The 20,378-nt window shown below is 60.0% G+C and carries 23 protein-coding genes; 14 read left to right on the top strand and 9 right to left on the bottom strand.

Going from position 1 to position 20,378, the window contains the following annotated elements; translation table 11 throughout:
* Positions 1-11 precede the first annotated feature (11 nt).
* On the top strand, positions 12-1,505 hold the full coding sequence (locus tag PSK12I2_RS0100550) for a RimK family protein (RefSeq protein WP_027596882.1): 1,494 nt from the start codon (positions 12-14) through the stop codon (positions 1,503-1,505).
* Between the two features lie 57 nt (positions 1,506-1,562).
* Here PSK12I2_RS0100550 and PSK12I2_RS0100545 read toward each other — a convergent pair whose 3' ends face one another.
* Together PSK12I2_RS0100545 and PSK12I2_RS0100540 are read right to left on the bottom strand one after the other, a co-directional pair.
* Positions 1,563-1,760: an SEC-C metal-binding domain-containing protein gene (locus tag PSK12I2_RS0100545; RefSeq protein ID WP_007159125.1), complete on the bottom strand. Its 198-nt coding sequence runs from the start codon at positions 1,758-1,760 to the stop codon at positions 1,563-1,565.
* 1 nt (position 1,761) lies between these two features.
* On the bottom strand, positions 1,762-2,244 hold the full coding sequence (locus PSK12I2_RS0100540) for an LEA type 2 family protein (RefSeq protein WP_027596881.1): 483 nt from the start codon (positions 2,242-2,244) through the stop codon (positions 1,762-1,764).
* 108 nt (positions 2,245-2,352) lie between these two features.
* On the opposite strand from PSK12I2_RS0100540, the gene PSK12I2_RS23520 reads away from it, so the two are divergent.
* From PSK12I2_RS23520 to PSK12I2_RS0100530, 3 genes are all read left to right on the top strand, one after another.
* Positions 2,353-3,213, top strand: coding sequence for a recombinase family protein (locus PSK12I2_RS23520; protein ID WP_037007449.1), 861 nt, complete (start codon positions 2,353-2,355; stop codon positions 3,211-3,213).
* Between the two features lie 80 nt (positions 3,214-3,293).
* Positions 3,294-3,605, top strand: coding sequence for a recombinase zinc beta ribbon domain-containing protein (locus tag PSK12I2_RS24780; RefSeq protein WP_156930111.1), 312 nt, complete (start codon positions 3,294-3,296; stop codon positions 3,603-3,605).
* On the top strand, positions 3,593-4,111 hold the full coding sequence (locus PSK12I2_RS0100530) for a hypothetical protein (protein WP_027596879.1): 519 nt from the start codon (positions 3,593-3,595) through the stop codon (positions 4,109-4,111). The genes PSK12I2_RS24780 and PSK12I2_RS0100530 overlap by 13 nt, the downstream gene beginning before the upstream one ends.
* A gap of 34 nt (positions 4,112-4,145) precedes the next feature.
* Here the strand turns inward: PSK12I2_RS0100530 and PSK12I2_RS25000 are convergent, their stop codons facing one another.
* The 3 genes from PSK12I2_RS25000 to PSK12I2_RS24775 form a co-directional block, all read right to left on the bottom strand.
* Positions 4,146-5,123, bottom strand: a complete 978-nt coding sequence (locus PSK12I2_RS25000) for a hypothetical protein (RefSeq protein ID WP_177324630.1) — start codon at positions 5,121-5,123, stop codon at positions 4,146-4,148.
* 431 nt (positions 5,124-5,554) lie between these two features.
* Positions 5,555-5,848 carry a hypothetical protein gene (locus PSK12I2_RS0100520; protein ID WP_027596878.1) on the bottom strand — a complete coding sequence of 98 codons (294 nt, stop codon included), beginning with the start codon at positions 5,846-5,848 and terminating at the stop codon, positions 5,555-5,557.
* A 340-nt stretch (positions 5,849-6,188) separates the two neighbouring features.
* Positions 6,189-6,758 (bottom strand): hypothetical protein, encoded by a 570-nt coding sequence (locus PSK12I2_RS24775; RefSeq protein WP_156930110.1) that lies wholly within the window; start codon positions 6,756-6,758, stop codon positions 6,189-6,191.
* Between the two features lie 481 nt (positions 6,759-7,239).
* Between PSK12I2_RS24775 and PSK12I2_RS24450 the strand changes: the two genes are divergently transcribed.
* Complete coding sequence (locus PSK12I2_RS24450; protein ID WP_256203928.1) at positions 7,240-8,337, top strand: DUF3800 domain-containing protein; 1,098 nt, start codon at positions 7,240-7,242, stop codon at positions 8,335-8,337.
* A 603-nt stretch (positions 8,338-8,940) separates the two neighbouring features.
* Positions 8,941-9,507 carry a hypothetical protein gene (locus PSK12I2_RS0100515; RefSeq protein ID WP_027596877.1) on the top strand — a complete coding sequence of 189 codons (567 nt, stop codon included), beginning with the start codon at positions 8,941-8,943 and terminating at the stop codon, positions 9,505-9,507.
* A 12-nt stretch (positions 9,508-9,519) separates the two neighbouring features.
* Here PSK12I2_RS0100515 and PSK12I2_RS0100510 read toward each other — a convergent pair whose 3' ends face one another.
* Together PSK12I2_RS0100510 and PSK12I2_RS0100505 are read right to left on the bottom strand one after the other, a co-directional pair.
* Positions 9,520-9,993, bottom strand: coding sequence for a YchJ family protein (locus PSK12I2_RS0100510; RefSeq protein WP_027596876.1), 474 nt, complete (start codon positions 9,991-9,993; stop codon positions 9,520-9,522).
* Between the two features lies 1 nt (position 9,994).
* Entirely contained in the window at positions 9,995-10,492 is a 498-nt protein-coding gene (locus PSK12I2_RS0100505; RefSeq protein ID WP_027596875.1) for a DUF6231 family protein, read from the bottom strand.
* 136 nt (positions 10,493-10,628) lie between these two features.
* On the opposite strand from PSK12I2_RS0100505, the gene PSK12I2_RS0100500 reads away from it, so the two are divergent.
* From PSK12I2_RS0100500 to PSK12I2_RS0100485, 4 genes are all read left to right on the top strand, one after another.
* The gene (locus tag PSK12I2_RS0100500; protein WP_007159120.1) at positions 10,629-11,288 is read left to right on the top strand and encodes an OmpA family protein; all 660 of its coding nucleotides are present in this window, start codon (positions 10,629-10,631) and stop codon (positions 11,286-11,288) included.
* A gap of 90 nt (positions 11,289-11,378) precedes the next feature.
* Entirely contained in the window at positions 11,379-11,639 is a 261-nt protein-coding gene (locus PSK12I2_RS0100495; RefSeq protein ID WP_007159119.1) for a DUF1145 domain-containing protein, read from the top strand.
* A 135-nt stretch (positions 11,640-11,774) separates the two neighbouring features.
* On the top strand, positions 11,775-13,919 hold the full coding sequence (gene dinG / locus PSK12I2_RS0100490; RefSeq protein ID WP_027596874.1) for an ATP-dependent DNA helicase DinG: 2,145 nt from the start codon (positions 11,775-11,777) through the stop codon (positions 13,917-13,919).
* 135 nt (positions 13,920-14,054) lie between these two features.
* Positions 14,055-15,200, top strand: coding sequence for an EstA family serine hydrolase (locus PSK12I2_RS0100485; protein ID WP_027596873.1), 1,146 nt, complete (start codon positions 14,055-14,057; stop codon positions 15,198-15,200).
* Positions 15,201-15,218: 18 nt separating this feature from the next.
* Here PSK12I2_RS0100485 and PSK12I2_RS0100480 read toward each other — a convergent pair whose 3' ends face one another.
* The gene (locus PSK12I2_RS0100480; protein ID WP_027596872.1) at positions 15,219-15,812 is read right to left on the bottom strand and encodes an NYN domain-containing protein; all 594 of its coding nucleotides are present in this window, start codon (positions 15,810-15,812) and stop codon (positions 15,219-15,221) included.
* A gap of 256 nt (positions 15,813-16,068) precedes the next feature.
* Entirely contained in the window at positions 16,069-16,488 is a 420-nt protein-coding gene (locus tag PSK12I2_RS0100475) for a hypothetical protein (protein WP_027596871.1), read from the bottom strand.
* Between the two features lie 254 nt (positions 16,489-16,742).
* Between PSK12I2_RS0100475 and PSK12I2_RS0100470 the strand changes: the two genes are divergently transcribed.
* From PSK12I2_RS0100470 to PSK12I2_RS0100455, 4 genes are all read left to right on the top strand, one after another.
* Entirely contained in the window at positions 16,743-17,588 is an 846-nt protein-coding gene (locus PSK12I2_RS0100470) for an OmpA family protein (RefSeq protein WP_027596870.1), read from the top strand.
* 80 nt (positions 17,589-17,668) lie between these two features.
* Positions 17,669-18,316 carry a pyridoxamine 5'-phosphate oxidase gene (gene pdxH / locus PSK12I2_RS0100465; protein WP_027596869.1) on the top strand — a complete coding sequence of 216 codons (648 nt, stop codon included), beginning with the start codon at positions 17,669-17,671 and terminating at the stop codon, positions 18,314-18,316.
* A gap of 133 nt (positions 18,317-18,449) precedes the next feature.
* Positions 18,450-18,914, top strand: a complete 465-nt coding sequence (locus tag PSK12I2_RS0100460; protein ID WP_007159112.1) for a membrane protein — start codon at positions 18,450-18,452, stop codon at positions 18,912-18,914.
* 185 nt (positions 18,915-19,099) lie between these two features.
* The gene (locus tag PSK12I2_RS0100455) at positions 19,100-20,320 is read left to right on the top strand and encodes an aspartate aminotransferase family protein (protein ID WP_027596868.1); all 1,221 of its coding nucleotides are present in this window, start codon (positions 19,100-19,102) and stop codon (positions 20,318-20,320) included.
* Positions 20,321-20,378: the final 58 nt, after the last annotated feature.

Here is a 20,378-nt window from a genome sequence, read left to right as displayed (position 1 = left end):
CAGGAGGTCCAGTGAGCAAGCTGTATATCGTCGTGGAACGCAAGGAAGACTGGTCGTCCTACTATCCCAGCGAAGACGTCATCACCGCCCAGGAATACCTGGAGCAATCCAACGAACAGGACAATGGCAAGCGCGTGCAGGTGATCAACCTGTGCCGTAGTCAGAAGTACCTCGGCCACGGCTACTACTGCTCGCTGCTCGCCGAAGCCCGCGGGCACAAGGTCATCCCCTCAGTGCGCACCATCAGCGAACTGGCGCGCAAGTCGCTCTACGGCCTGGCCCTGGAGGACCTGGACAAGCTGCTGACCAAGGCGCTGGCCGGTCATCCCTATGGCAGCGCCGATGGCTTCACCCTCACGCTCTACTTCGGCAACACCGACATCGCGCCCCTGCAGGACCTGGCGCGCCAGGTGTTCGAAGCCTTTCCCTGCCCGCTGCTGCTGGTGGAATTCCGCCGCGACCGCGCCGGCTGGCACATTGGCGGCCTCAAGCTGGGCAGCATCCACAAGCTGCACGAGCAGCAGGAAGACCTCTTCGCCAACGCCCTCGACGGCTTCAGTCGCCGCGTCTGGCTCAAGCCGGGGCGCCGTGAGAAGTACCGCTTCGACCTGGCCATCCTGCACGACCCCAAGGAAGCCTTTCCGCCCTCCGATGCCAAGGCACTGAAGAACTTCGTGCGCGTCGGAAAGCACCTGGGGCTGGACGTGGAGCTGATCGAAAAGAAGGATTACGCGCGGCTGGGCGAATTCGATGCCCTGTTCATCCGCGAGACCACCGCCATCGACCACCACACCTATCGCTTCGCCAAGAAGGCCGAAAGCGAAGGCCTGGTCGTGATGGACGATCCACGCTCCATCCTGAGATGCACCAACAAGGTCTATCTGGCCGACCTGCTGCGTGCCCACAAGCTGGACATGCCGGCGACCGAGATCCTCTACAAGGACAATCCCGGCCAACTCGAAGGCCTCGGCGAACGCCTGGGCTTTCCGCTGGTGCTGAAGATTCCCGATGGCTCCTTTTCCCGTGGCGTCATCAAGGTCGAGGACGCCGCGCAGCTGCGCAAGGCCAGCGCCGAGTTGTTCGAGCGTTCGGTACTGCTGCTGGCCCAGGAATTCTTCTATACGGAATACGACTGGCGCATCGGCGTGCTCAACCAGGAGCCGATCTTCGCCTGCCAGTACTTCATGTCCAAGGGGCACTGGCAGATCTATGACCACAGCGCCAGCGCCACCGAGGTCAGTGGCGATTTCCGCACCCTGGCGGTGCAGGACGCGCCCCATGCGGTGGTCGAGCTGGCGGTACGCACCGCCAACCTGATCGGCGATGGCCTCTATGGCGTGGATCTGAAACAGGCGGGCGACAAGCTGGCGGTGATCGAGGTGAATGACAACCCCAACATCGATTGCGGGGTCGAGGACCTGGTGCTCAAGGACGATCTCTACGCCCTGGTGCTGGAGGAATTCATCCGGCGGCTGGAGTCGCAACGCGGCGGACAGCCCTGGTAAGGCGCCAGGGTCGCGGAGCGGGTGAGGGCAGGGCCTCACCCGTCGCTCAAGGCGCGATCAGGCGCCGTGGCACTTCTTGAATTTCTTCTCGCTGCCGCACGGGCAGGGATCGTTGCGACCCACTTCCTTCAGCGGATTGCGCACCGGCTCCTGGGCCGGGCCATGGTTGCAGTGCGGGCCGTGCACATGGTGGGCATGGCCGTGATCGTGGTCATGGTCGTGATTGCAATCGGGACCGTGGACGTGCTGGTTCATCTCATAACTCCGGGATGTAGGCGCCAGGCACGAACTGCCCCTGGCGAGAAAAATGGACACTGCGCCCGAACAGCCAGCCGGTCTTCACCCGACCGCGCAGCCGATAGTTGATCGGCTGGTTGGGGTCTTCCAGCATGCGACCGACGTCCTTCACGTAGCGCCACAGATTGGTCTGCACCGGCACCGAGAAGCTGCGCTGACCGTTGGCCGGCACCGACGAATGCAGGTTGGCGGTCCCCTGGGACAGCAGCAGGTCGTTCAGGTAGACGGTATAGGCCAGACTGCGCACGGGCAGGGCGCTGTCGTTGGGATTCTGGACGCGGAAGTGCAGCACGAAGTCCTGGCTCCACAGCCGGGCGCGGATCAGCTCCACGCCGGTCAGTTCGACCTGGGGCTCCTCATAGTTGCGCCCGATGTAGGTACAACCGCCAAGGCTGCTCAGCAGGACGCCGAGCAGGGTGATGAACAAGGCCTGGCGAAGCATGCGGCACTCCCGTTTTCTGCGCAGTTTAACAAGCACTAAACTAGCTGTATTGTAAAAAACGCCACAGCCCAGCAAAGCTCAGCACTAGCGCGGCCCGCAGAGGATAACATGACGCAGCATTGCACTCCGCCAGCCCTCACCCCAGCGGGAAAGGTAAAGACATACAGCTATCTCCGCTACTCCACCGCAGGGCAGGGAGAAGCCTTCGGCGGCGACTCTGTACGGCGTCAGAACGAGCTAATTAAGCGCTTTTTAGAGCGGAATAACGCGGAAATCGTCGAGTCGATTGAAGACCTCGGAATCTCCAGCTTTCGGGGCAAAAACTCGCGAAATATCAAAACAGCCGCTTTCGCTAAATTCCTTGAAAAGGTGCGTCAGGGTCAGATCGAGAAAGGAAGTATCCTAATTGTCGAGGGTTTCGACCGGATTTCTCGTCAAAATGGTTTCGATACCATCGAAATCATCACGAACATTCTTCGCCAAAAAATCAAGATTCATACGCTTTCGGACGGCAAAACGTATGACATTGAAGACGCTAATCAGCTTGAACAGCTTATTCAGATAGCTGTCATCAACGAGCGAGCGCATAACGAAAGCAAAACTAAATCAGAGCGCAGCCTTTCGAACTGGGAAGGAAAGCGGCAGCGTATCAATAGCGAAAAACAAAACCGCCTAGCTACAGGCGTGTATCCCGCGCTCACCAAAAATTGCCCATTTTGGTTGGCAGTAAACGAAAGTGGAAATTACGAATTTAAGCAACACGCGGTAGAGCAAATAAAAGAGCTTCTGGAGCTGCTATCGCAGCGTGGGGTAGGAGCGAAGAAAGCAGCGAAGCTTCTTAATGAAGCTGGAAACCCCGCGAAAAACTGGAATGCAAACTACATTCGCCACCTTTTGCGGAATGATATGCTGATAGGCCATTACCAGTCTGTTAGAGCCATTTATGACAGCGAAACCTCTGGCATGTAATACGCTAAAAATGGCGAAAGTTGGAGAATGTGTATCCCGCTGTGATAACCGAGAATGAGCTTAACTACGTTCGAAACGTCATGTTCGAGCGTAAAGCAAAAGGCGGTAAAAAGCAGAGCCAGAACGAAAATATTTTTGCTGGTATAGCAAAATGTGCGCATTGCGGAAATTCATTGAGATTCCAAAAGCTGGGTGGCGGCGATACCAAATACCGCTATCTAGTTTGTTTGGGGAGTAACGGGGGCAGTGCGTTGGCGAAAAAAACCCTAAGCACATCGTACAATGCGTTTCTCGCCAATTTTTTAAAGCTAGCAACCACTTCGATTTTGATAAGGTCATTCAAGAAAACAAAAGCCATGACGCTAGCCAGCAAAAAAAATTGCTTTCGATAGCCGGCGAGCTTGAGATTGCCCAGAAAGCAAAAGCTTCGCTATCAAAAATGCTTGATAGCTTGCTTGAGATTGGCAGTGAGATACCGGATACCTATACGACCAAAATCCTAGCAGCAGAGAAAACAGTCAAGCAGCTCGAAAAGGAAAGGGATATAGCTCAATTCGCGATTTTGGAAGAAGAGCGCAGAACAGACCGATTCGCAAAAGCAGACGCCAGCTTTCTTGAGAGCTTGGAAAGCGACGAAATGGTACGTATTAGAACGAATATACTCCTGAGTCAGTATCTACACGCAATCTACTTTCGAAACGGCAAAGTCGAAAATGCGAAAGACAGCTTCTATATCACATTGATTTTCAGAAATGGAACAGTGCTTAGCTTCAATCAGCATTTCGATAAGCTTAAAAAAGCCGCACCGTTGCTTGACGTACCTATCAACGTATTCGAACACGGCTACACAATAGAAAGCTTTGTGCGCGAAAAAACCTTGGACGTTCAAAGGCCATAAAGCTTTTCTGGAAGGGAGCGGAGCGCTCCCTTTTTCAATCGTCCCTCATTACCTTCTCACGTTGATAATTGCAATAATCGCAAAGACTACCGTGCATCTCTATTTCTTCGCGAGTCAGCTCATTGCCACAACGCCAGCAATCACCAACGCGAGCTACAGCTAAGCAGGCTGCGCACCGAGCTTCGTCCTGGACGAATGTATGCTCTCCACATTCATAGCAGTCAGCTAGACCCGGCTCGCCGCCCTGGCTCAAACGAACGTAGTCCCGACCCTCAAATAGCTGTGTGAGCGCAGGCTCGACAAACTCGGTCCATTCGGTTTGCTCGTGACATTTCGTACATACAAAGCTTGTATTCGGCGGGGCTATAGACGGGTCCAAAGGGCGGACAAGCTGACTCTGGCATTCTGGACAGTGCATGAACAGCAGCGAGTCGCGTATTGCTCGGAGCGGCCACTCGACGCCTTCAAGCGCGTCCCAGCAAGCTTTCACCTCTGCGTCATAGAACTCTTGCTGTTCAACAATGAAATACCACACGTCTGCACCCAGGAGATCCACCGGGCTCTCTTTGAGGTGAGTGGGCACGAACTGCCGTAGAAGGTAGAAGGACGCTGAAATCGCTTGGAGCACCTGGGATACGGGCTCCTTTGTATAGTAGTGCTCGACGTCGTTCCTAATCTTCTGAAGCTGCCTTAATAGGGACCAATCGATTCCCTTGATTCCTAGGCCGTCTAGGCGGTTAATCATCTCGTCTACGTCAACAGTGGCGTTGCCTTTGCCCACCCAACCAGGGGAGCCGTCCGCGCTCTTCTGAAGCACTAGCCGAGCTTTCAGTAGGGCCTCATTCGAACCTTCAGGGCTCAGCTCTTGCAGCTTCACCTTAAACAGAAGCAGCAGTCCGGCAGTCAGATTGCGAATGGCGGATAGGGCGCGTGCTTCGTCCCCTTGCTGGGCAAGGCGAAAATCGTCTACCCCCAACTGTATCGAAGAGACTGCATTGGCAAGGATAGACATAGCGGTTCCATTGAATTCAGTGGCCTCCGCAGGATACGACAGCTCTGGAGGATAGGGCAGAAGGGCAGACAACAGGCACAAAAAAAACGCCTCGGCGGCGGCTTCTCTGGCGTCCCTCCTGCTAGACGACTACAACAATGAGAGTAACAACGCCATTTGATTTTTGAAAAACCGTCTCTGAATCGTCTAGATAATCTTTCCATTTAGCGCTTTTTATCTGGGTCGCTATCGCTCTTTGAGTATTCAAATCGTCATAGCCAGAATCGCCGATTCCGCTCATTTTTGAAAGAGCGTTTGCTAATACTTTGCAGTGATACGTTGCGTTCATGAGAAAACAGGTTGTTAGTCTGAATATCATAACCCGCCATTGCGAAATGTCAAAAAGCCCCTAAAAAAAGCCCCTAAAAGGGGCTGTCTCAAACATAGAAAAATTATATTCCAGCTTTCTTTCTAAAAGCTTCTTTCAACTCGCCAAGTTTGTCTTGCACCAAAGGCTCAAGCGCTCGAATCACGGCCTTCTCGCGTCTGCTTCCAGCAAGGTAATCCGCACCCTTCTCTACGAGACGTATGCATGCCTTCAAGTGGTCAAGATTCATTCCCGACATGAAATGGTGCTTACCCTCAGCGTCTTTCCACACCCCATACGACACATTGTGCGGATATTCGATAAAGTAGAGACCGTGCTTGCATTCCCATTCAATCGTTTCTAACTGCTCTTTTTTCATTGCTCACCGTGCCTTACCGCTCTGCTTGAACAGCTTCACTATGCCTCAGCCCGGTTTGCTGACTCCATAGCTTGGGTTGTTTGATTCTGACAAGCGGCACAGGTTAAGGCCCGCGCTCCAGGGGAAGGCCCACGCTCCAGAGGGGAAGGCTCACGCTCTAGGGGAAGGCTCACGCTCCAGGGGAAGGCCCACAGCGGCTACAACGCTATTCAGTCATTTAGATTAGAAGACAGTTACCTTGAACTCAGAACAGCTTTGGCACATGGAAAATGGCAGTATTTCGTTTAATGCAATCCAATAAAAAAGCCCCCATCAAGGGACTTTTTTATTCTGTCAGGATTCAATCGTCTTCATATTCATCTGAAAAAGATGAGACGTATTTGAAATAGGGCGAAACCCCTAGGTTCCAATTCGAATCAATAAACCTAAGATATGACTCAATGACTACATCGTTCTCGGGTATGATTTGTTTGAAATCCTGCGCACCAAAATCCAGCGCCTTATTAAAAACTGCCACGTCAACAGACCAATGGTCTCCCTGGCTGACGTTTCTGCATACTTCTCTCACTTTCCTTGACCAATCATATTTGTTGGTCGGGTGAGCTTTGGTGAATGCAGAATTCAATAGAAAAGTGACTCCCCCTTTTCTTTCAGCTACGAACAATACTGGAGAGAGTCCCCCTTTCATATAAATCGTTTCGAGGACTTCAATGATTCGAGTGTCGTGGTCTGAGTCCCATATCACACAGAGGTCATGAACATTTCCTGTCTCAGTACGTTCGAGACATTCATCGGTCCATTCAGAGCATCGGAGAATCGAATAATGGGAGCCACCACCGATTTTCCCGAGCTGCTGTGGCTCGTCATAGATAGTGGTGAAGAAGGTAGAGTAGGACGGATTGGTAGGCATAGAGGAGTATCTCCGCTTTCGACAGAGTGTGAGTGGCGTCAACCACTTGGGATAGGTGAGGCTTTCGGCCTCACCCGGTTCGCTTGCTACCTTACGCTCACCTATGGCGTTTGGCTACTAGGCTCTCACCCGCCAGAGTTGGGCCATGCTGGCTGTGTAGCTTTGGCTCATTAGCTCGCTCCCCATGCTCAAAACTCTTCAACAGGCATTCGCCGCAGTAGCCACTCCACTCGGTCGGGGCTCTCAGGTCTACCACGCCCTCGGTCTGCGCTTTCCACTTTTGGGCCGTTTTGGCAAGCGTCTTTGTTCCGCCTATCCCCATACCAGCTCTCTACCCTTCCGTGGGGGTAAAAGGCGATAGGCGATAGGCTATGGGTGACAGGTGACTAGGCTTAGGAGTTGACGAGAAATCATTCAGGGTCAATGCTGGAATGTAGTTAATGCCTTGCAGATGAAGGGAATCGAGATGAAGGATATCGGCATGACACTCTCCGACGAAGAAGCCCAAGAAGAGCCTCTAATTGCGCCTCTGAAAAAAGGAATGGACAGAGAGGCGGAAAAGATAAGAGTTCTTTCAGCAATTGCGAGCAATAGTCCAAGTCGAGTAACCGACAGAGTTGCTTGGATTCTGAATCACTACCCCCAGGCCCGAGATTCGGATGTTAAATGCCAAATAATCTATTGGAAAACCTTCCAGTCTGATTTATATGGTGGCGGTGACATTTCGTTCGAAAATTATCCAAAGCTACAAAGACTTCACTCAATTGCACGTGCCCGCGCCGTAGTACAGAATGTACTAGGACTATTCATCGCTTCACCAGAGGTTCGAAAGTACCGGGGAAAACTTGAAGAAGAAGAAAAGCAGCGAGCCCTTGAAGTGAGGCCTTCGCATCCAGTGTACTGCATCTATGCTGATGAAAGCGGTAAAACTGGCAAATACTTGCTTGTTGGGAGTCTTTGGGTTTTACGAAGCTATGAAACAATTAAAATAACGGCTGCAATTAATCAAAAGAAAAAGGAAATCGGATTTAAGGGTGAAATGCATTTCAAGGAAATTAGCAAAGGTAATCTTGAAGCCTACGAAGCACTTTTAGGTGCAATAATCGAAAACTCTTCTTCTATTTCATTTAAGGGTCTGGCTGTTTTAAGAAGTGGTCTCTATAACGTAGACGATACCTTAAATAAACTATTTTACCACATGGTCATTCGTGGTATTACAGAAGAAAATAAGTCAGGGAGAGCCGTGCTCCCTCGAAATCTTCAGTTTAGGAAAGATGCTGAAGAGGCCTCTAAAGACAAACTTTCCATGATGGAAATCGAATTTCAATTGCAAAATGCTTCTAGAAACTTGTTTCACGGAAATGTTTACGTGGACATAGTTGAAGTTGAGGATTCTAGCATTTCGCCTCTCATGCAAATTGCCGACCTTTTCGTAAGCTCAATTTCAAGAGTCCTTAATAAAGAGGAAGGAAAGGAGGGGCCAAAGGATATTTTTGCGAGGAAGTTTCTTGAAGCTTTTGGTGTTGACACCAAAAGTGAAGAGCTAGAGGGGCTAAGCGAATGCGTGAGCTTTTCCTGACCAAGGGTAGGCGTTTCGTATGGAAGCGATACGACGACGAAAAGTCCTAGCGGAAGAGGGTAGGGAAGCCAGCTAGACGCGAAAAGAACGCAGCTTAGGCGGTTTTTCTCACTCCATTTCGATACAGCAGCTCGTCTAAGTTTTGCCAGTGCTAACTATGCTCATGTGTTCGGCTGACGTACTAACGCATAGCGAAGTCTAGGTGTGGTCTAGCTCGCACCATAGCTTTCACAGAATTTTTCAGAAGTAAAAGACGAATCAGCGTGAGCTTGAAAAGCGAGAAGGGGAGCGAGGAATAAAGCTATTTTTAAAAGTATCGGTTTCATATTTATTAATGTTGTTGTATAAATATCGTATCATTTAATTCGAATAAGTAAAGAGTGAATCAAATATCTTGTTTAAAATTTAGTAAATAAAAACCGCCTTATTGGCGGTCCAGAGACTATTTAAAATACAGTTTGATTTCTCTTTCTACATATCGTTTTATTCCATAAATATCCGCTACTCTTGCGTAAAAACGCCTGGGCCAGGCGACCATGCGGACTGGACCCCTCCGGCGCGACGTTGCATCCTGCAGCTCTTGCCGTGACCGAGGAGGTCGTCATGTCCGCCGTGCTCTATGAAATCGCCTTCCAGGGCGAGCTGGTCGCTGGCGCTGATGCGCAGCAGACCCGACAGAATCTGATGCGTCTGTTTCAGGCGGATGAACAGCGCATCGCCGTGCTCTTTTCCGGGCGTCGCATGATCATCAAGAATCGCCTCGACGCCGCTACCGCCGAGCGCTATCGCGCCACCCTGGCCCAGGCCGGGGCGCGGGTCGAGGTGGCGCCCATGGCCGAGACGGCCGAGCCGGCTGTCGCACCCGCCGAGTCGCGGGAAGCGATCCCGCCCGCCACGGCGACCGCCACGCCACCGTCCGCCGAGCGCGGATCCCTGTCGGTCGCCCCGCGCGATGCCGTGATGGCGGCCTTCGTCGACGTCCAGGCGCCGGATTTCGGCCTGGCGCCGGTGGGCGCCGATCTCCAAGACGAGGCCGCACCGGTGGCGCCGCCGCGGGTCGATCTGTCGCACCTGAGTCTGGCGCCGGTGGGCAGCGATCTGGGCCCGGCCTCCGAGCCGCTACCCGTGGCGGTCCCGGATACCGATCACCTGACGCTGGTCAGGGAATAGGCGCGGACGGCATTACAGGAAGCCGGCGCAGCACTTCTTGAACTTGGCGCCACTGCCGCACAGGCAGGCGTCGTTGCGACCCGGCAGCGGGCGTACGGTCGGATCCAGAAAGTACCAGCGCCCCCCGCGCTGGACGAAGCCCGAGCGCTCTTCATGGCGATGGGCGCCGCGGCCATCCTCCCAGCGCGCCACGAAGCTGACCCGCGCATGATCAGGATCGCCCGGCTCGGGGCGATGCTCCAGCACCTGCAACCCCTGCCAGCGACTGCCCAGACTCCAGGCCGTCAGGGCTTCCCTGTCCAGCTGCTCCTGCTGCACAGGCACCGTGGTGGCCACCAGATAGTCGATCAGCCCCAGCACATAGGCGCTGTAGCGCGAGCGCATCAGGCGCTCGGCATCGGGCGCCGGCGTGCCAGCATGAAAGACGCCGCAACAGTCGCCGAGCGGACGATCCGAGCCACAGGGGCAGGGGGCCATGGGTTGCATCTCACCACCAGTACTTGCCGAAATTCTGCGGATTGGCCCAGAACTTGGCATTGAGCCAGTCCGGGACCTGCTTGTAGTCGTGCAGATCATAGCTGAACAGGGTGACCACCTGGCCGTCGCGGGCGAAGCGCTCGCTGGCCTGCAGGGCCAGGGCGTAGAAATCCGTCAGCTGCCATTCGCTGGCGGCCAGGTCCACCAGCACCGCCAGGCGCGAGGTGTTGAGGTTGCGCAGGCCGCCGAGCAATTCGCGCCCCTGGCGCAGTGGCAGATGTTCCAGGCAGTCGGCAAGGATCACCAGATCGTAGCGTTCGGCCAGTAGGCTGGGGTCGCTCAGAGGCACCGCTGCCTGCACCAGCTGGCAGTGCGGATGGGCCTCGGCATAGGCCGCGAGCGCCGGCAGCGGTTCGCGTGCCACACAGAGCAGGCGCCTGGGCTGATGGTGCTCGAGCAGGCTTGCCAGAGCCTGTTGCGGGGTACGGGACGAGAATATGTTTGCCATTAAGGGAACCCTAATCAAATCGCGATTGACTAAGCAACCAGCGTTGTCAAGATGTGTACGCCACCATTAGTCTGACAGCGCCATAAAACGAAAGACGAGCACAACTCGCGGTACCTGGTCTATAGGAGACCCCTTCATGAGCAAGAGCATCGCAAGGACAGCTTTACCCCTCATCCTGGCAAGCACCGTGCTGGCTGGTTGTGCGGGCGGCGTACAGAAATCCGATTGGCCGGTCTGCGCTGCGGTCGGCGCGCTGGTCGGCGGTGCGGCCGGCGCTACCCAGAGCGGTAACGTCGCCGGCATGGCGGCCCTGGGCATAGGTACCACCGCCGGCGCCTATTGCTGGGTGCATGGCAAGGGCAACGAACAGGTCGCCCGCATGGAGCCCGCTCCGGCCCCGGCTCCGGCGCCCGCACCGGCTCCCGCGCCGGCCCCGCTGCCGAAGCAGGAAGTGATCACCGCCCGTGATCTGCACTTCGCCTTCGACTCCGCCGCCATCGATGCTCAAGACCGGGCTCAGCTGGACGGTATCGCCGGTCGTCTGCGTGGCGAAGCCGCCAGCACCCGTCTGTCGATCACCGGCCACACCGATAGCAAGGGTACCGACGCCTACAACCAGCGTCTGTCCGAGCGTCGCGCCAAGTCGGTCAGCAACTACCTGATCCAGGCCGGTGTGCCGGCAGCCAGCATCGTCTCCGTGAAGGGCATGGGCGAGCGTCAGCCGATCGCCACCAACGAGACCGCTGAAGGCCGCGCCACCAACCGCCGCGTCGAAATCCAGATCGACCGCGAGTGATGCATCGGCGGCGGACCCTGGTCCGCCGCCTTTACTTTTTCCGGCTCCAGGCGTTATGGTCCGATCCATCTCGTCCTCCTGCTGGAATCCATGAAAACCCTGTCCCTTACCGGCAAAGTTCTTCTCCTGCTGTTCTGGCTCGCCGCAGCCGCCGCCATCGCTCTGCCTCTCGCTCGTCCTTTCCCCCAATTGCTCGCCCTGGTGGCCCTGGCCCTGCTGCTCCTGCATCTGGGTGAAGTCTTCGCCAGTCGTCGTGCCCTGCGCCTGCGTCGCCATCCCTGGCTCGACCGCCTGAGCCTGCTGATCTTTGGCGCCTTTCATCGGCTGCCGCCGCAGCTGCCGGTGGCCTGAGCGGCCTGCGACCTCAACGTCGGGCGCATCCTGACGACAGGCGCGTTATCATAGCGCCCAAGATCCATTACTGTAGATGCATACAGCGCTCGTCCGTCGGACGTGGCGCTGCTTCGCCATCGCCCGGAACCAGGCATGCTCAGCACCGAACTCAAGACCCAGATCCAGGGCGCCTATACGCGTTTCCTCGAAGCCAAGTCGCTCAAGCCACGCTATGGCCAGCGGCTGATGATCGCGGAGACCGCCAAGGGCCTGGGTGCCATCGCCCAGGACGAGGAGGGGCATCGCGAAGGCGAGCCCGCCGTGGTGGCGGTGGAGGCGGGCACCGGGACCGGCAAGACCGTGGCCTATGCCCTGGCCGCCATTCCCGCGGCCAAGGCGGCCGGCAAGCGCCTGGTGATCGCCACGGCGACGGTGGCGCTGCAGGAGCAGATCGTGCACAAGGATCTGCCGGACATCCTGCGCAACAGCGGCCTGTCCTTCAGCTTCGCCCTGGCCAAGGGGCGGGGTCGCTACCTGTGCCTGTCCAAGCTGGACATGCTGCTGCAGGAGGGCCAGGCGCAGAACGCCACAGCCCAGCTGTTCGCCGAGGATGGCTTCAAGATCGATGTGGACGAGGCGTCCAACGAACTGTTCGGCAAGATGATCGAGCGCCTGGCCGGCAATCGCTGGGACGGCGATCGCGACAGCTGGCCGGAGGCCATCGAGGACGTCCAGTGGTCGCGCATCACCACCGATCATAGCCAGTGCACCAATCGCCATTGCCCGAATTTCCAGCAGTGCGCCTTCTATCGTGCCCGCGAAGGCATGACCAAGGTCGATGTCATCGTCACCAACCATGACCTGGTGCTGGCCGACCTGGCCTTGGGCGGCGGCGCCATCCTGCCCGATCCCCGCGATACCCTCTATGTGTTCGACGAAGGCCACCACCTGCCGGACAAGGCAATCGGCCACTTCGCCCATTTCACCCGGCTGAGATCCACCGCCGAGTGGCTGGAGCAGATCGCCAAGAACCTTACCAAGCTTCTTGGCCAGCACCCTCTGCCGGGCGATCTCGGCCGGCTGGTGGAGCAGGTGCCGGAACTGGCGCGGGAGATCCGCACCCAGCAGCAATTCATGTTCACCGCCTGCGAGGCGCTGGCGGATTTCCGCGCGGGTGAGGACATGGAAGGCCGCGAGCGGCCGCGGCACAGATTCGTCGGCGGGGTGATCCCCGAAGACCTGCGGGAAATGGGTATCGAGCTCAAGAAAGGCTTCGCCAAGCTCACCGACCTCTTCACCCGCCTGACCGAGATGCTCAAGCAGGCCATGGACGGCGAATCCAGCATCGGCCTGGCCAGCTACCAGGCCGAGGAGTGGTATCCGCTGTTCGGCAGTCTGCTGGCGCGTTCCCAGGGCAACTGGGAACTGTGGACGGCCTTTACCTGCGAGGATCCGGAAGACAGCCCGCCCATGGCGCGCTGGATGACCCTCGCCGAAACGGGTTCGCTGTACGACATCGAGGTCAACGCCAGCCCCATCCTCGCCGCGGAGATGCTGCGCCGCCACCTGTGGAACGTCGCCTATGGCGCCCTGGTGACCTCGGCGACCCTGACCGCCCTGGGCACCTTCGACCGCTTTCGCATGAGATCCGGACTGCCGCGTTCGGCAGCCACCGCGGTGGTGCCCAGTCCGTTCCGCCATGCCGAGGCCGGGGTGCTGCGGGTGCCGGATCTTAAGGCCGATCCGCGCAACGCCGCCGAGCACACCGCTGCCATCGTTCGCGAATTGCCGGCCATGCTCGACGGCGCGCGTGGCGCCCTGGTGCTGTTTTCTTCGCGGCGGCAGATGCAGGACGTCTTCGACGGCCTGGAGCGCGACTGGCGCAAGCGGGTGCTGATCCAGGGCAACCTGTCCAAGCAGGAGACCCTGAACAAGCACAGGAAGCGCGTCGACGACGGTGAGGCCAGCGTGCTGTTCGGCCTGGCCAGCTTTGCCGAGGGGGTCGACCTGCCCGGCGCCTATTGCGAGCACGTGGTCATCGCCAAGATTCCCTTCGCCGTGCCCGACGATCCGGTGGAAGCCGCCCTCGCCGAGTGGATCGAGGCGCGCGGTGGCAATCCCTTCATGGAAATCGCCGTGCCCGACGCCTCGCTGCGCCTGATCCAGGCCTGCGGCCGGCTGCTGCGCACCGAGCAGGACAGCGGCACCATCTCGCTGCTGGATCGCCGCCTGGTGACCCAGCGCTACGGCAAGGCCATCCTCAATGCGCTGCCGCCGTTCCGGCGGGAGATCCAGTAATTCGTGGCCATGGCGGTCCGCCGGTGCGGCCGCTCCTACAGGTAACCCTAACCGTAGGAGCGGCCCATGGCCGCGATCCTATCCAAACTCCCTGTCAGCGCTATCGGTAAACACCTAATACCCCCAGGAGCCCCCATGACCGTCCACGGCTACCATGACCTGAGATTCGAATCCGTCCGCGAAGCCTTCGCCGAATTGCTCGCGGCCGGTCAGACCCGCGGCGCGGCGCTGTGCGTCCAGGTCGGCGGTGAAACGGTGCTGGATCTCTGGGGCGGCATGGCCGACAAGGACGGTCAGACGCCCTGGCACACCGATACCCTGCTCAATCTGTTCTCCTGCACCAAGGCCTTCACCACGGTGGCGGCGCTGCAACTGGTGGAGGAGGGCAAGCTGGCCCTCGATGCCCCGGTCGCCGAACGCTGGCCGGAGTTCGCCGCCGCCGGCAAGGCCGACATCACCCTGCGGCAGTTGCTCAGCCACAGATCCGGCGTTTCCGCCTTGCGCGAACGCCTGGCGGGGGATGCCCTGTACGACTGGGACACCATGACCGCCGCGGTCGCCGCCGAGGCTCCCTGGTGGACGCCTGGCACCGCCCATGGCTATGCGCCCATCACCTTTGGCTGGCTGCTCGGCGAGCTGATCCGGCGCGCTGATGGCCGTAGCCCGGGCGAGGCCATCGTCGGCCGTACCGCCGGGCGCCTGGATCTGGATTTCCACATCGGCCTGCCGGCCAGCGAAGACGAACGCGTCGCCCATATCGTGCGTGGAAAAGGCGTGCTGGGCGACGCCGCCGCGCAGCGCCTGCTCAAGACGACCATGAGCGATCCGGCGGCGCTGCCGACCCTGGCCTTTGGCAATCCGTCCGGGGTGCTCACCAGCACCAACAAGGCGGAGTGGCGCCGCTTCCAGCAGCCGGCCGCCAACGGCCATGGCCATGCGCGTAGCCTGGCGGGCTTCTATGCCGGTCTGCTGGCCGGCGATCTGCTGGAATGGGAGACGCTTAGCGAGGCCCTGGTGGAGCACAGCCAGGGCGAGGACCGCACCCTACTCACGCCGACCCGCTTCGGCCTTGGCTTCATGCTCGACCAGCCCGACCAGGCCAATGCCACCTACGGCTTAGGACCCCAGGCCTTTGGCCATCCGGGGGCGGGCGGTTCGACCGGCTTCGCCGATCCGGAGCGCGAGGTGGCCTTTGGCTTCGTCACCAACACCCTCGGCCCCTATGTGCTGATGGATCCGCGCGCCCAGGCCCTGGCGCGCGCGGTGGGGGAGTGCCTGTAAGGGCCTCGCGACGGGCGGCTAGCGGGCGATGGCCGCCTCGATGTCCTTGAATTCGATCACCCGGACATAGGGCGCGATCTCGCCGCTGATAGAGAAGTGCGCGCCGATCACCGTGACTTCGACCCCTTCGTTTTCCACCAGGTACTGCACCACCTCGTGGAAATCGCCATCACCCGCGACCAGGTACAGCTTCTTCCAGCCGCGCTTGGCATGGGAGCGCATCAGGTTGAAGGCCAGGCCGACATCGACGCCCTTCTGGCTCTTGGTGGTGTACTGCTCGCCGGTCACCGGATGCAGGATCGGGCCGCCGCCTGCCGAGGCCGGCCATTCGTGGGCCTTGCTCTGCAGCCAGTAGAGCTTGACCCTGAGACCGGCGCCCTTGGGTGGGGCCGAGCTGAGAAACTTGTTGAAGTTGGTCTGGGCGACGGTGGGCGGATCGCTGTCGCAGTTGAAGTAGTAGGCGTCGCCGATGGGTTCGCCCGCATCCTGCTCGATGAAAAGCCGCAGTTTGAGATAGTCGAATTTGGCGCCATATACCGAACCATTCCAGGCGCTCAGGGCGTAGGCGCCGTCGACAAACCAGGCGACGCCCGTTCGAGTTGTAGTAGCCATCGTATTGCTGGGACCAGGTTTTCTACCGTTGATGGGCGCACACCCGCACGCGGGATACGCGGTGCCTATTGTGGGCTTAATTCCCGGTTTGCGCCTCAGCTAACGCGAAGGAATTCCAGGGGGCGCATGCTAGAGCGCCCGCGAGGGTGAAGGCGTCGCTCCAGGCGACGGGGGAGGCGACCACCAGTTCGGTACGGGCGTCGTGCCAGGCCGCTGGCAGCAGCTTCAGCGCAGAGGCCGGCTGGCACTGGCGTAGTCAGATCGCCGTGCTGTCGCGCCCGTCGCCGGCGTGGGCGGCATCGACGATCAGCGTCGGCTGCAGCAGCCGGATTCGCGGTGCTACGTGGTAAGCACCGTCATCGTTATGTCGCAGGTAGAGCCGCTGGCAGCCCAGGCACCGCCACAGTGTGCTCTGGTTGCAGGGATAGAAACGCGGCGCGATCGGGGCGGCGCTAGCCCAGTAGTGAGTGCCCGTCGGGTGATACTCCGCAAGGGTCGACTCCTCGGGCGCATGGCGCGCCAGGGTGCCGACTCGGGCGAAATCCGCTTCCCGATAGCCCACTGGCCAGGCTGTCCATCCCGACAGATCCCGCTGCTGGCAATGGCAGGCCTGGGTGATGGCTGCAGCGGTGGCGGCCAGTTCCTTCAGGGTCGCGACATCGATGAAGTCGTCCATGCCCAAGCCTCCTGCTGGTCGGGCGACCTTGCGCCCACGGATCTCGATTGTCGCCTGACCTGTATGGATCTGGTCGAGGCGTGGCTCAAGACACGCCACTGGTCGGCGGATACGCAAATTTCGTGACTCCACCGCTTTGCCCGGCGTAGGTTTGCGGCCACAATCTCGAAACTACTTTAAGTTCACTCATGCCGCCGGCTCTGGCCGGGGCATTGATTCACTCTGTCCTCCGGCTCGCCGATGGGAAACTTTGCATGAAGCTGATCAAATCCACCACCCTCATTCTCTGCATGGGCGTATCCGCCTGCAGCTCCTTCCAGGGAAATGGCGACCAGGCCGCCGCCCCCGCCAAGCCGGGCAATGCCCAGGCCAGCACCGCCACCAGTGGCAGCCACTGGTGGTGGCCGTTCGGCGGCAGCGACAAGGCGGCCGAATCAGTCAAGCCGGTGGCCAAGGCCGCCGAGCCCAAGGCTGAAACCAAGGTCGCGGCGAAGGCGCCGGCGGCCAAGCCGGAGCAGGCCGCTGCGGCCGGCGAGAAGGGCAGTCACTGGTGGTGGCCCTTCGGCAGCGAAGACGTGAAGCCCGTCGCCAAGGCGGAAGTCCTCAAGCCGGTACCGGTCAAGGTCAGCAAGGCCTGGCTGGATGAGCACGAGCAGAAGCTGCGCGTCGCCGTGGCCGGCAGCAACGTCAAGGTCGAGCGTCGCGACGATGCCCTGGTGCTGGTGACCCCGGTGGACGGCTCCTTCAACCCGGATCGCGCCGAGATGCTGCTGCCGGTGATGCTCGGCCCGCTGTCGCGTTCGGCCAAGTCGGTGAGCGTGGATGAAGACAGCGCCGTCATCGTGCTCGGCTTCAGCGACAGCACCGGTGCCGCCGCGCTCAACGACAAGATCAGCCTGCAGCGCGCCCAGGCCGTGGCGGCGATCTTCCGCCTCAGTGGCTACAGCGGCAATCGCCTGATCGTACGGGGTCTGGCGGCCGCCCATCCACGTGCCGACAACACCACCGCCGCCGGCCGCGCCGCCAACCGCCGCGTCGAGGTGCTGATCCAGCCGCGCGCCACCGTGCTGGCCAGCCTGCAATCCCTGGCCGCGCGCTAGCTGCAAAGCTTGTCCTGAAGCAGGCGAGCGGGGCGGGACTTGGTTAAGCTAGGTCGACAACGACCTAGCAGGAGACCTTCATGTCACCGTCCCTCGCCGATATGCGTCGCGACTACACCCGCGACGGCCTGACCGAAGCCCAGGCGCCCGCAGATCCCTATGCCCTGTTCGGGCAGTGGTTCGAAGAGGCGGTGCGCACCGAGCAGCCTCCCGTCGAAGCCAACGCCTGCTGGCTGGCCACCGTCGATGACGAGGGTCAGCCGCATTGCCGCGTGCTGCTGCTCAAGGGCGTCGATGCCCAGGGCTTCGTCTTCTACACCAACTACGACAGCGCCAAGGGCCAGCAGATGGCCAGGCAACCCCGTGCGGCCATGACCTTCTTCTGGCCGGCGCTGGAGCGCCAGGTGCGCATCGAGGGGTTGGTGGAGCAGGTCTCTACCGAGGAATCCGACGCCTACTACCGGGTCCGCCCGCTGGGCAGTCGCCTGGGTGCCTGGGCCTCGCCGCAAAGCCAGGTCATCGCCGATCGTCACGAGTTGGAGCAGCGCCTGGCCGCCGTGCAGCAGCGCTTCGCCGACGGTGAGCCGAGCCGCCCGCCGTTCTGGGGTGGTTATCGTCTGATGCCCCAACGCATCGAATTCTGGCAGGGCCGCTCCAGCCGCCTCCATGACCGGCTGGACTACCGGCGCGTGGAAGGCGAGTGGCAGCGCCAGCGCCTGGCACCTTAAGGCGTTCGCAAGGTACCGGCGTTACAGTCGCCGGAAACCTCCCCGGACGCCCTGGGTCAAGGATAATAGCGATCTGCGCCAGTACCGCTGCCCGGTACGGCCAGTGTCTTTCAACTGCCCTTGGAGTTGCCCCATGAACAGAGTCCTTCAGCTCGCCGCCTCCCTGACCGCCGTCGCCCTGCTGGCCGGCTGCGCCTCCGATCAGTCCGGCGACGTCTATTCGCGCGATGAGGCGCGGCAGGTGCAGACGGTCCGGACCGGTACCATCACCGCCCTGCGCCCGGTCACCATCGAGGGCACCAAGTCGCCGGTGGGCGCCGGGGCCGGTGCCGTGGTCGGTGGCATTGGCGGTAGCGCCATCGGCGGCGGTCGTGGCAGCTTCGTCACCGCCATCATCGGTGCAGTGGCCGGTGGCCTGCTGGGTGCCGCCACCGAAGAAGGCTTCACCAAGGCCAACGGGGTCGAGATCACCGTGAAGGAAGACGACGGCGGCTCCCGCGCCTATGTGCAGGCGGTCAACAAGGGCGAGATCTTCCGCGTGGGCGAGCGGGTGCGCATCCTGACCGTCAACGGCACCAGCCGCGTCGCGCCCAACTGATCTGCCGGGCGTACCCGAAGGTACGTCCATGCCCTTCCAGAACGGGCGTCCGAATCGCTAGACTGCGAATCGGATGCCCGTTTGCGTTTTCGCCCGTAAATAGTTGTCGCCTGGGCGCAATGCCGCGCCTGGAGGCCGTCCTACAATCCCCCTCAGTCACCGCCGTGATCGGCAGGAGAACCCCGATGTCCGCTTCTCAACCCAACGTGCAACGCGCCGCCTTCGATGAGGTGATGGTCCCGACCTACGCCCCCGCCGCGTTCATTCCGGTGCGAGGAGAGGGCTCCCGCGTCTGGGACCAGGCCGATCGCGAATACGTCGATTTTGCCGGCGGCATCGCCGTCAGCGCCCTGGGCCATGGCCATCCCGCGCTGATCAACGCCCTGACCGAGCAGGCCGGCAAGCTCTGGCACGTCTCCAACATCTACACCAACGAGCCTGCCCTGCGCCTGGCGCGCAAGCTGGTGGACCACACCTTCGCCGACCGGGTGTTCTTCGCCAACTCCGGCGCCGAAGCCAACGAGGCGGCCTGCAAGCTGGCCCGTCGCTATGGCCATGACGTCAGCGGCGGCAGCCGTTTCGAGATCGTCGCCGCCACCAACAGCTTCCACGGCCGGACCCTGTTCACCGTCAGCGTCGGCGGTCAGCCCAAGTATTCCGATGGCTTCGGTCCCAAGATCGAAGGCATCCGCCATGTCCCCTACAACGACCTGGCCGCTCTCGAAGCCGTGGTCTCGGACAAGACCTGCGCGGTCATCCTCGAACCCATCCAGGGCGAGGGCGGCGTACTGCCGGCCGACCAGGCCTACCTGGAAGGCGCGCGTCGCCTGTGCGATGCCCATGGCGCCCTGCTGATCTTCGACGAGGTGCAGAGCGGGGTCGGTCGCAGCGGTCATCTCTACGCCTACCAGCACTATGGCGTGGTGCCAGACATCCTCACCACCGCCAAGAGCATCGGCGGCGGCTTTCCGCTGGCGGCCATGCTGACCACCGAGAAGGTCGCCCAGCACTTCAGCGCCGGCGTGCACGGCAGCACCTATGGCGGCAACCCGCTGGGCTGCGCCGTGGGCGCCGCGCTGCTGGACATCGTCGCCACCCCGGAAACCCTGGCCGGTGTCGCTGCCCGTCATCAGCGCTTCGTCGCCGGTCTGGAGCAGCTCAATGCCCGCTATGGCCTGTTCCAGCAGATCCGCGGGCTGGGCCTGCTGATCGGCGCCGTGCTCAACGACAGCTGGAAGGGGCGCGCCAAGGACATCGTCACCGCCGCCAACGAAGAGGGTCTGATGATCCTGCAGGCCGGTCCCGACGTGCTGCGCATGGCGCCGAGCCTGATCATCTCCGAGACCGATATCGACGAAGGCCTGGCCCGCCTGGATCGCGCCCTGGCGCGTCTCACCCAAGGCTAATCTCCGGACGCGGGACGCGTACCGCTGGCATCCAGGGATGGATCCGTACACAAGGAGT

This window comes from Pseudomonas sp. MOIL14HWK12:I2 (assembly GCF_000510745.1).
GTDB classification, from domain to species: domain Bacteria; phylum Pseudomonadota; class Gammaproteobacteria; order Pseudomonadales; family Pseudomonadaceae; genus Chryseomonas; species Chryseomonas oryzihabitans.
Note: the sequence above shows the minus strand (reverse complement) of the source record. Positions and strands in the feature narration are given on the sequence as shown.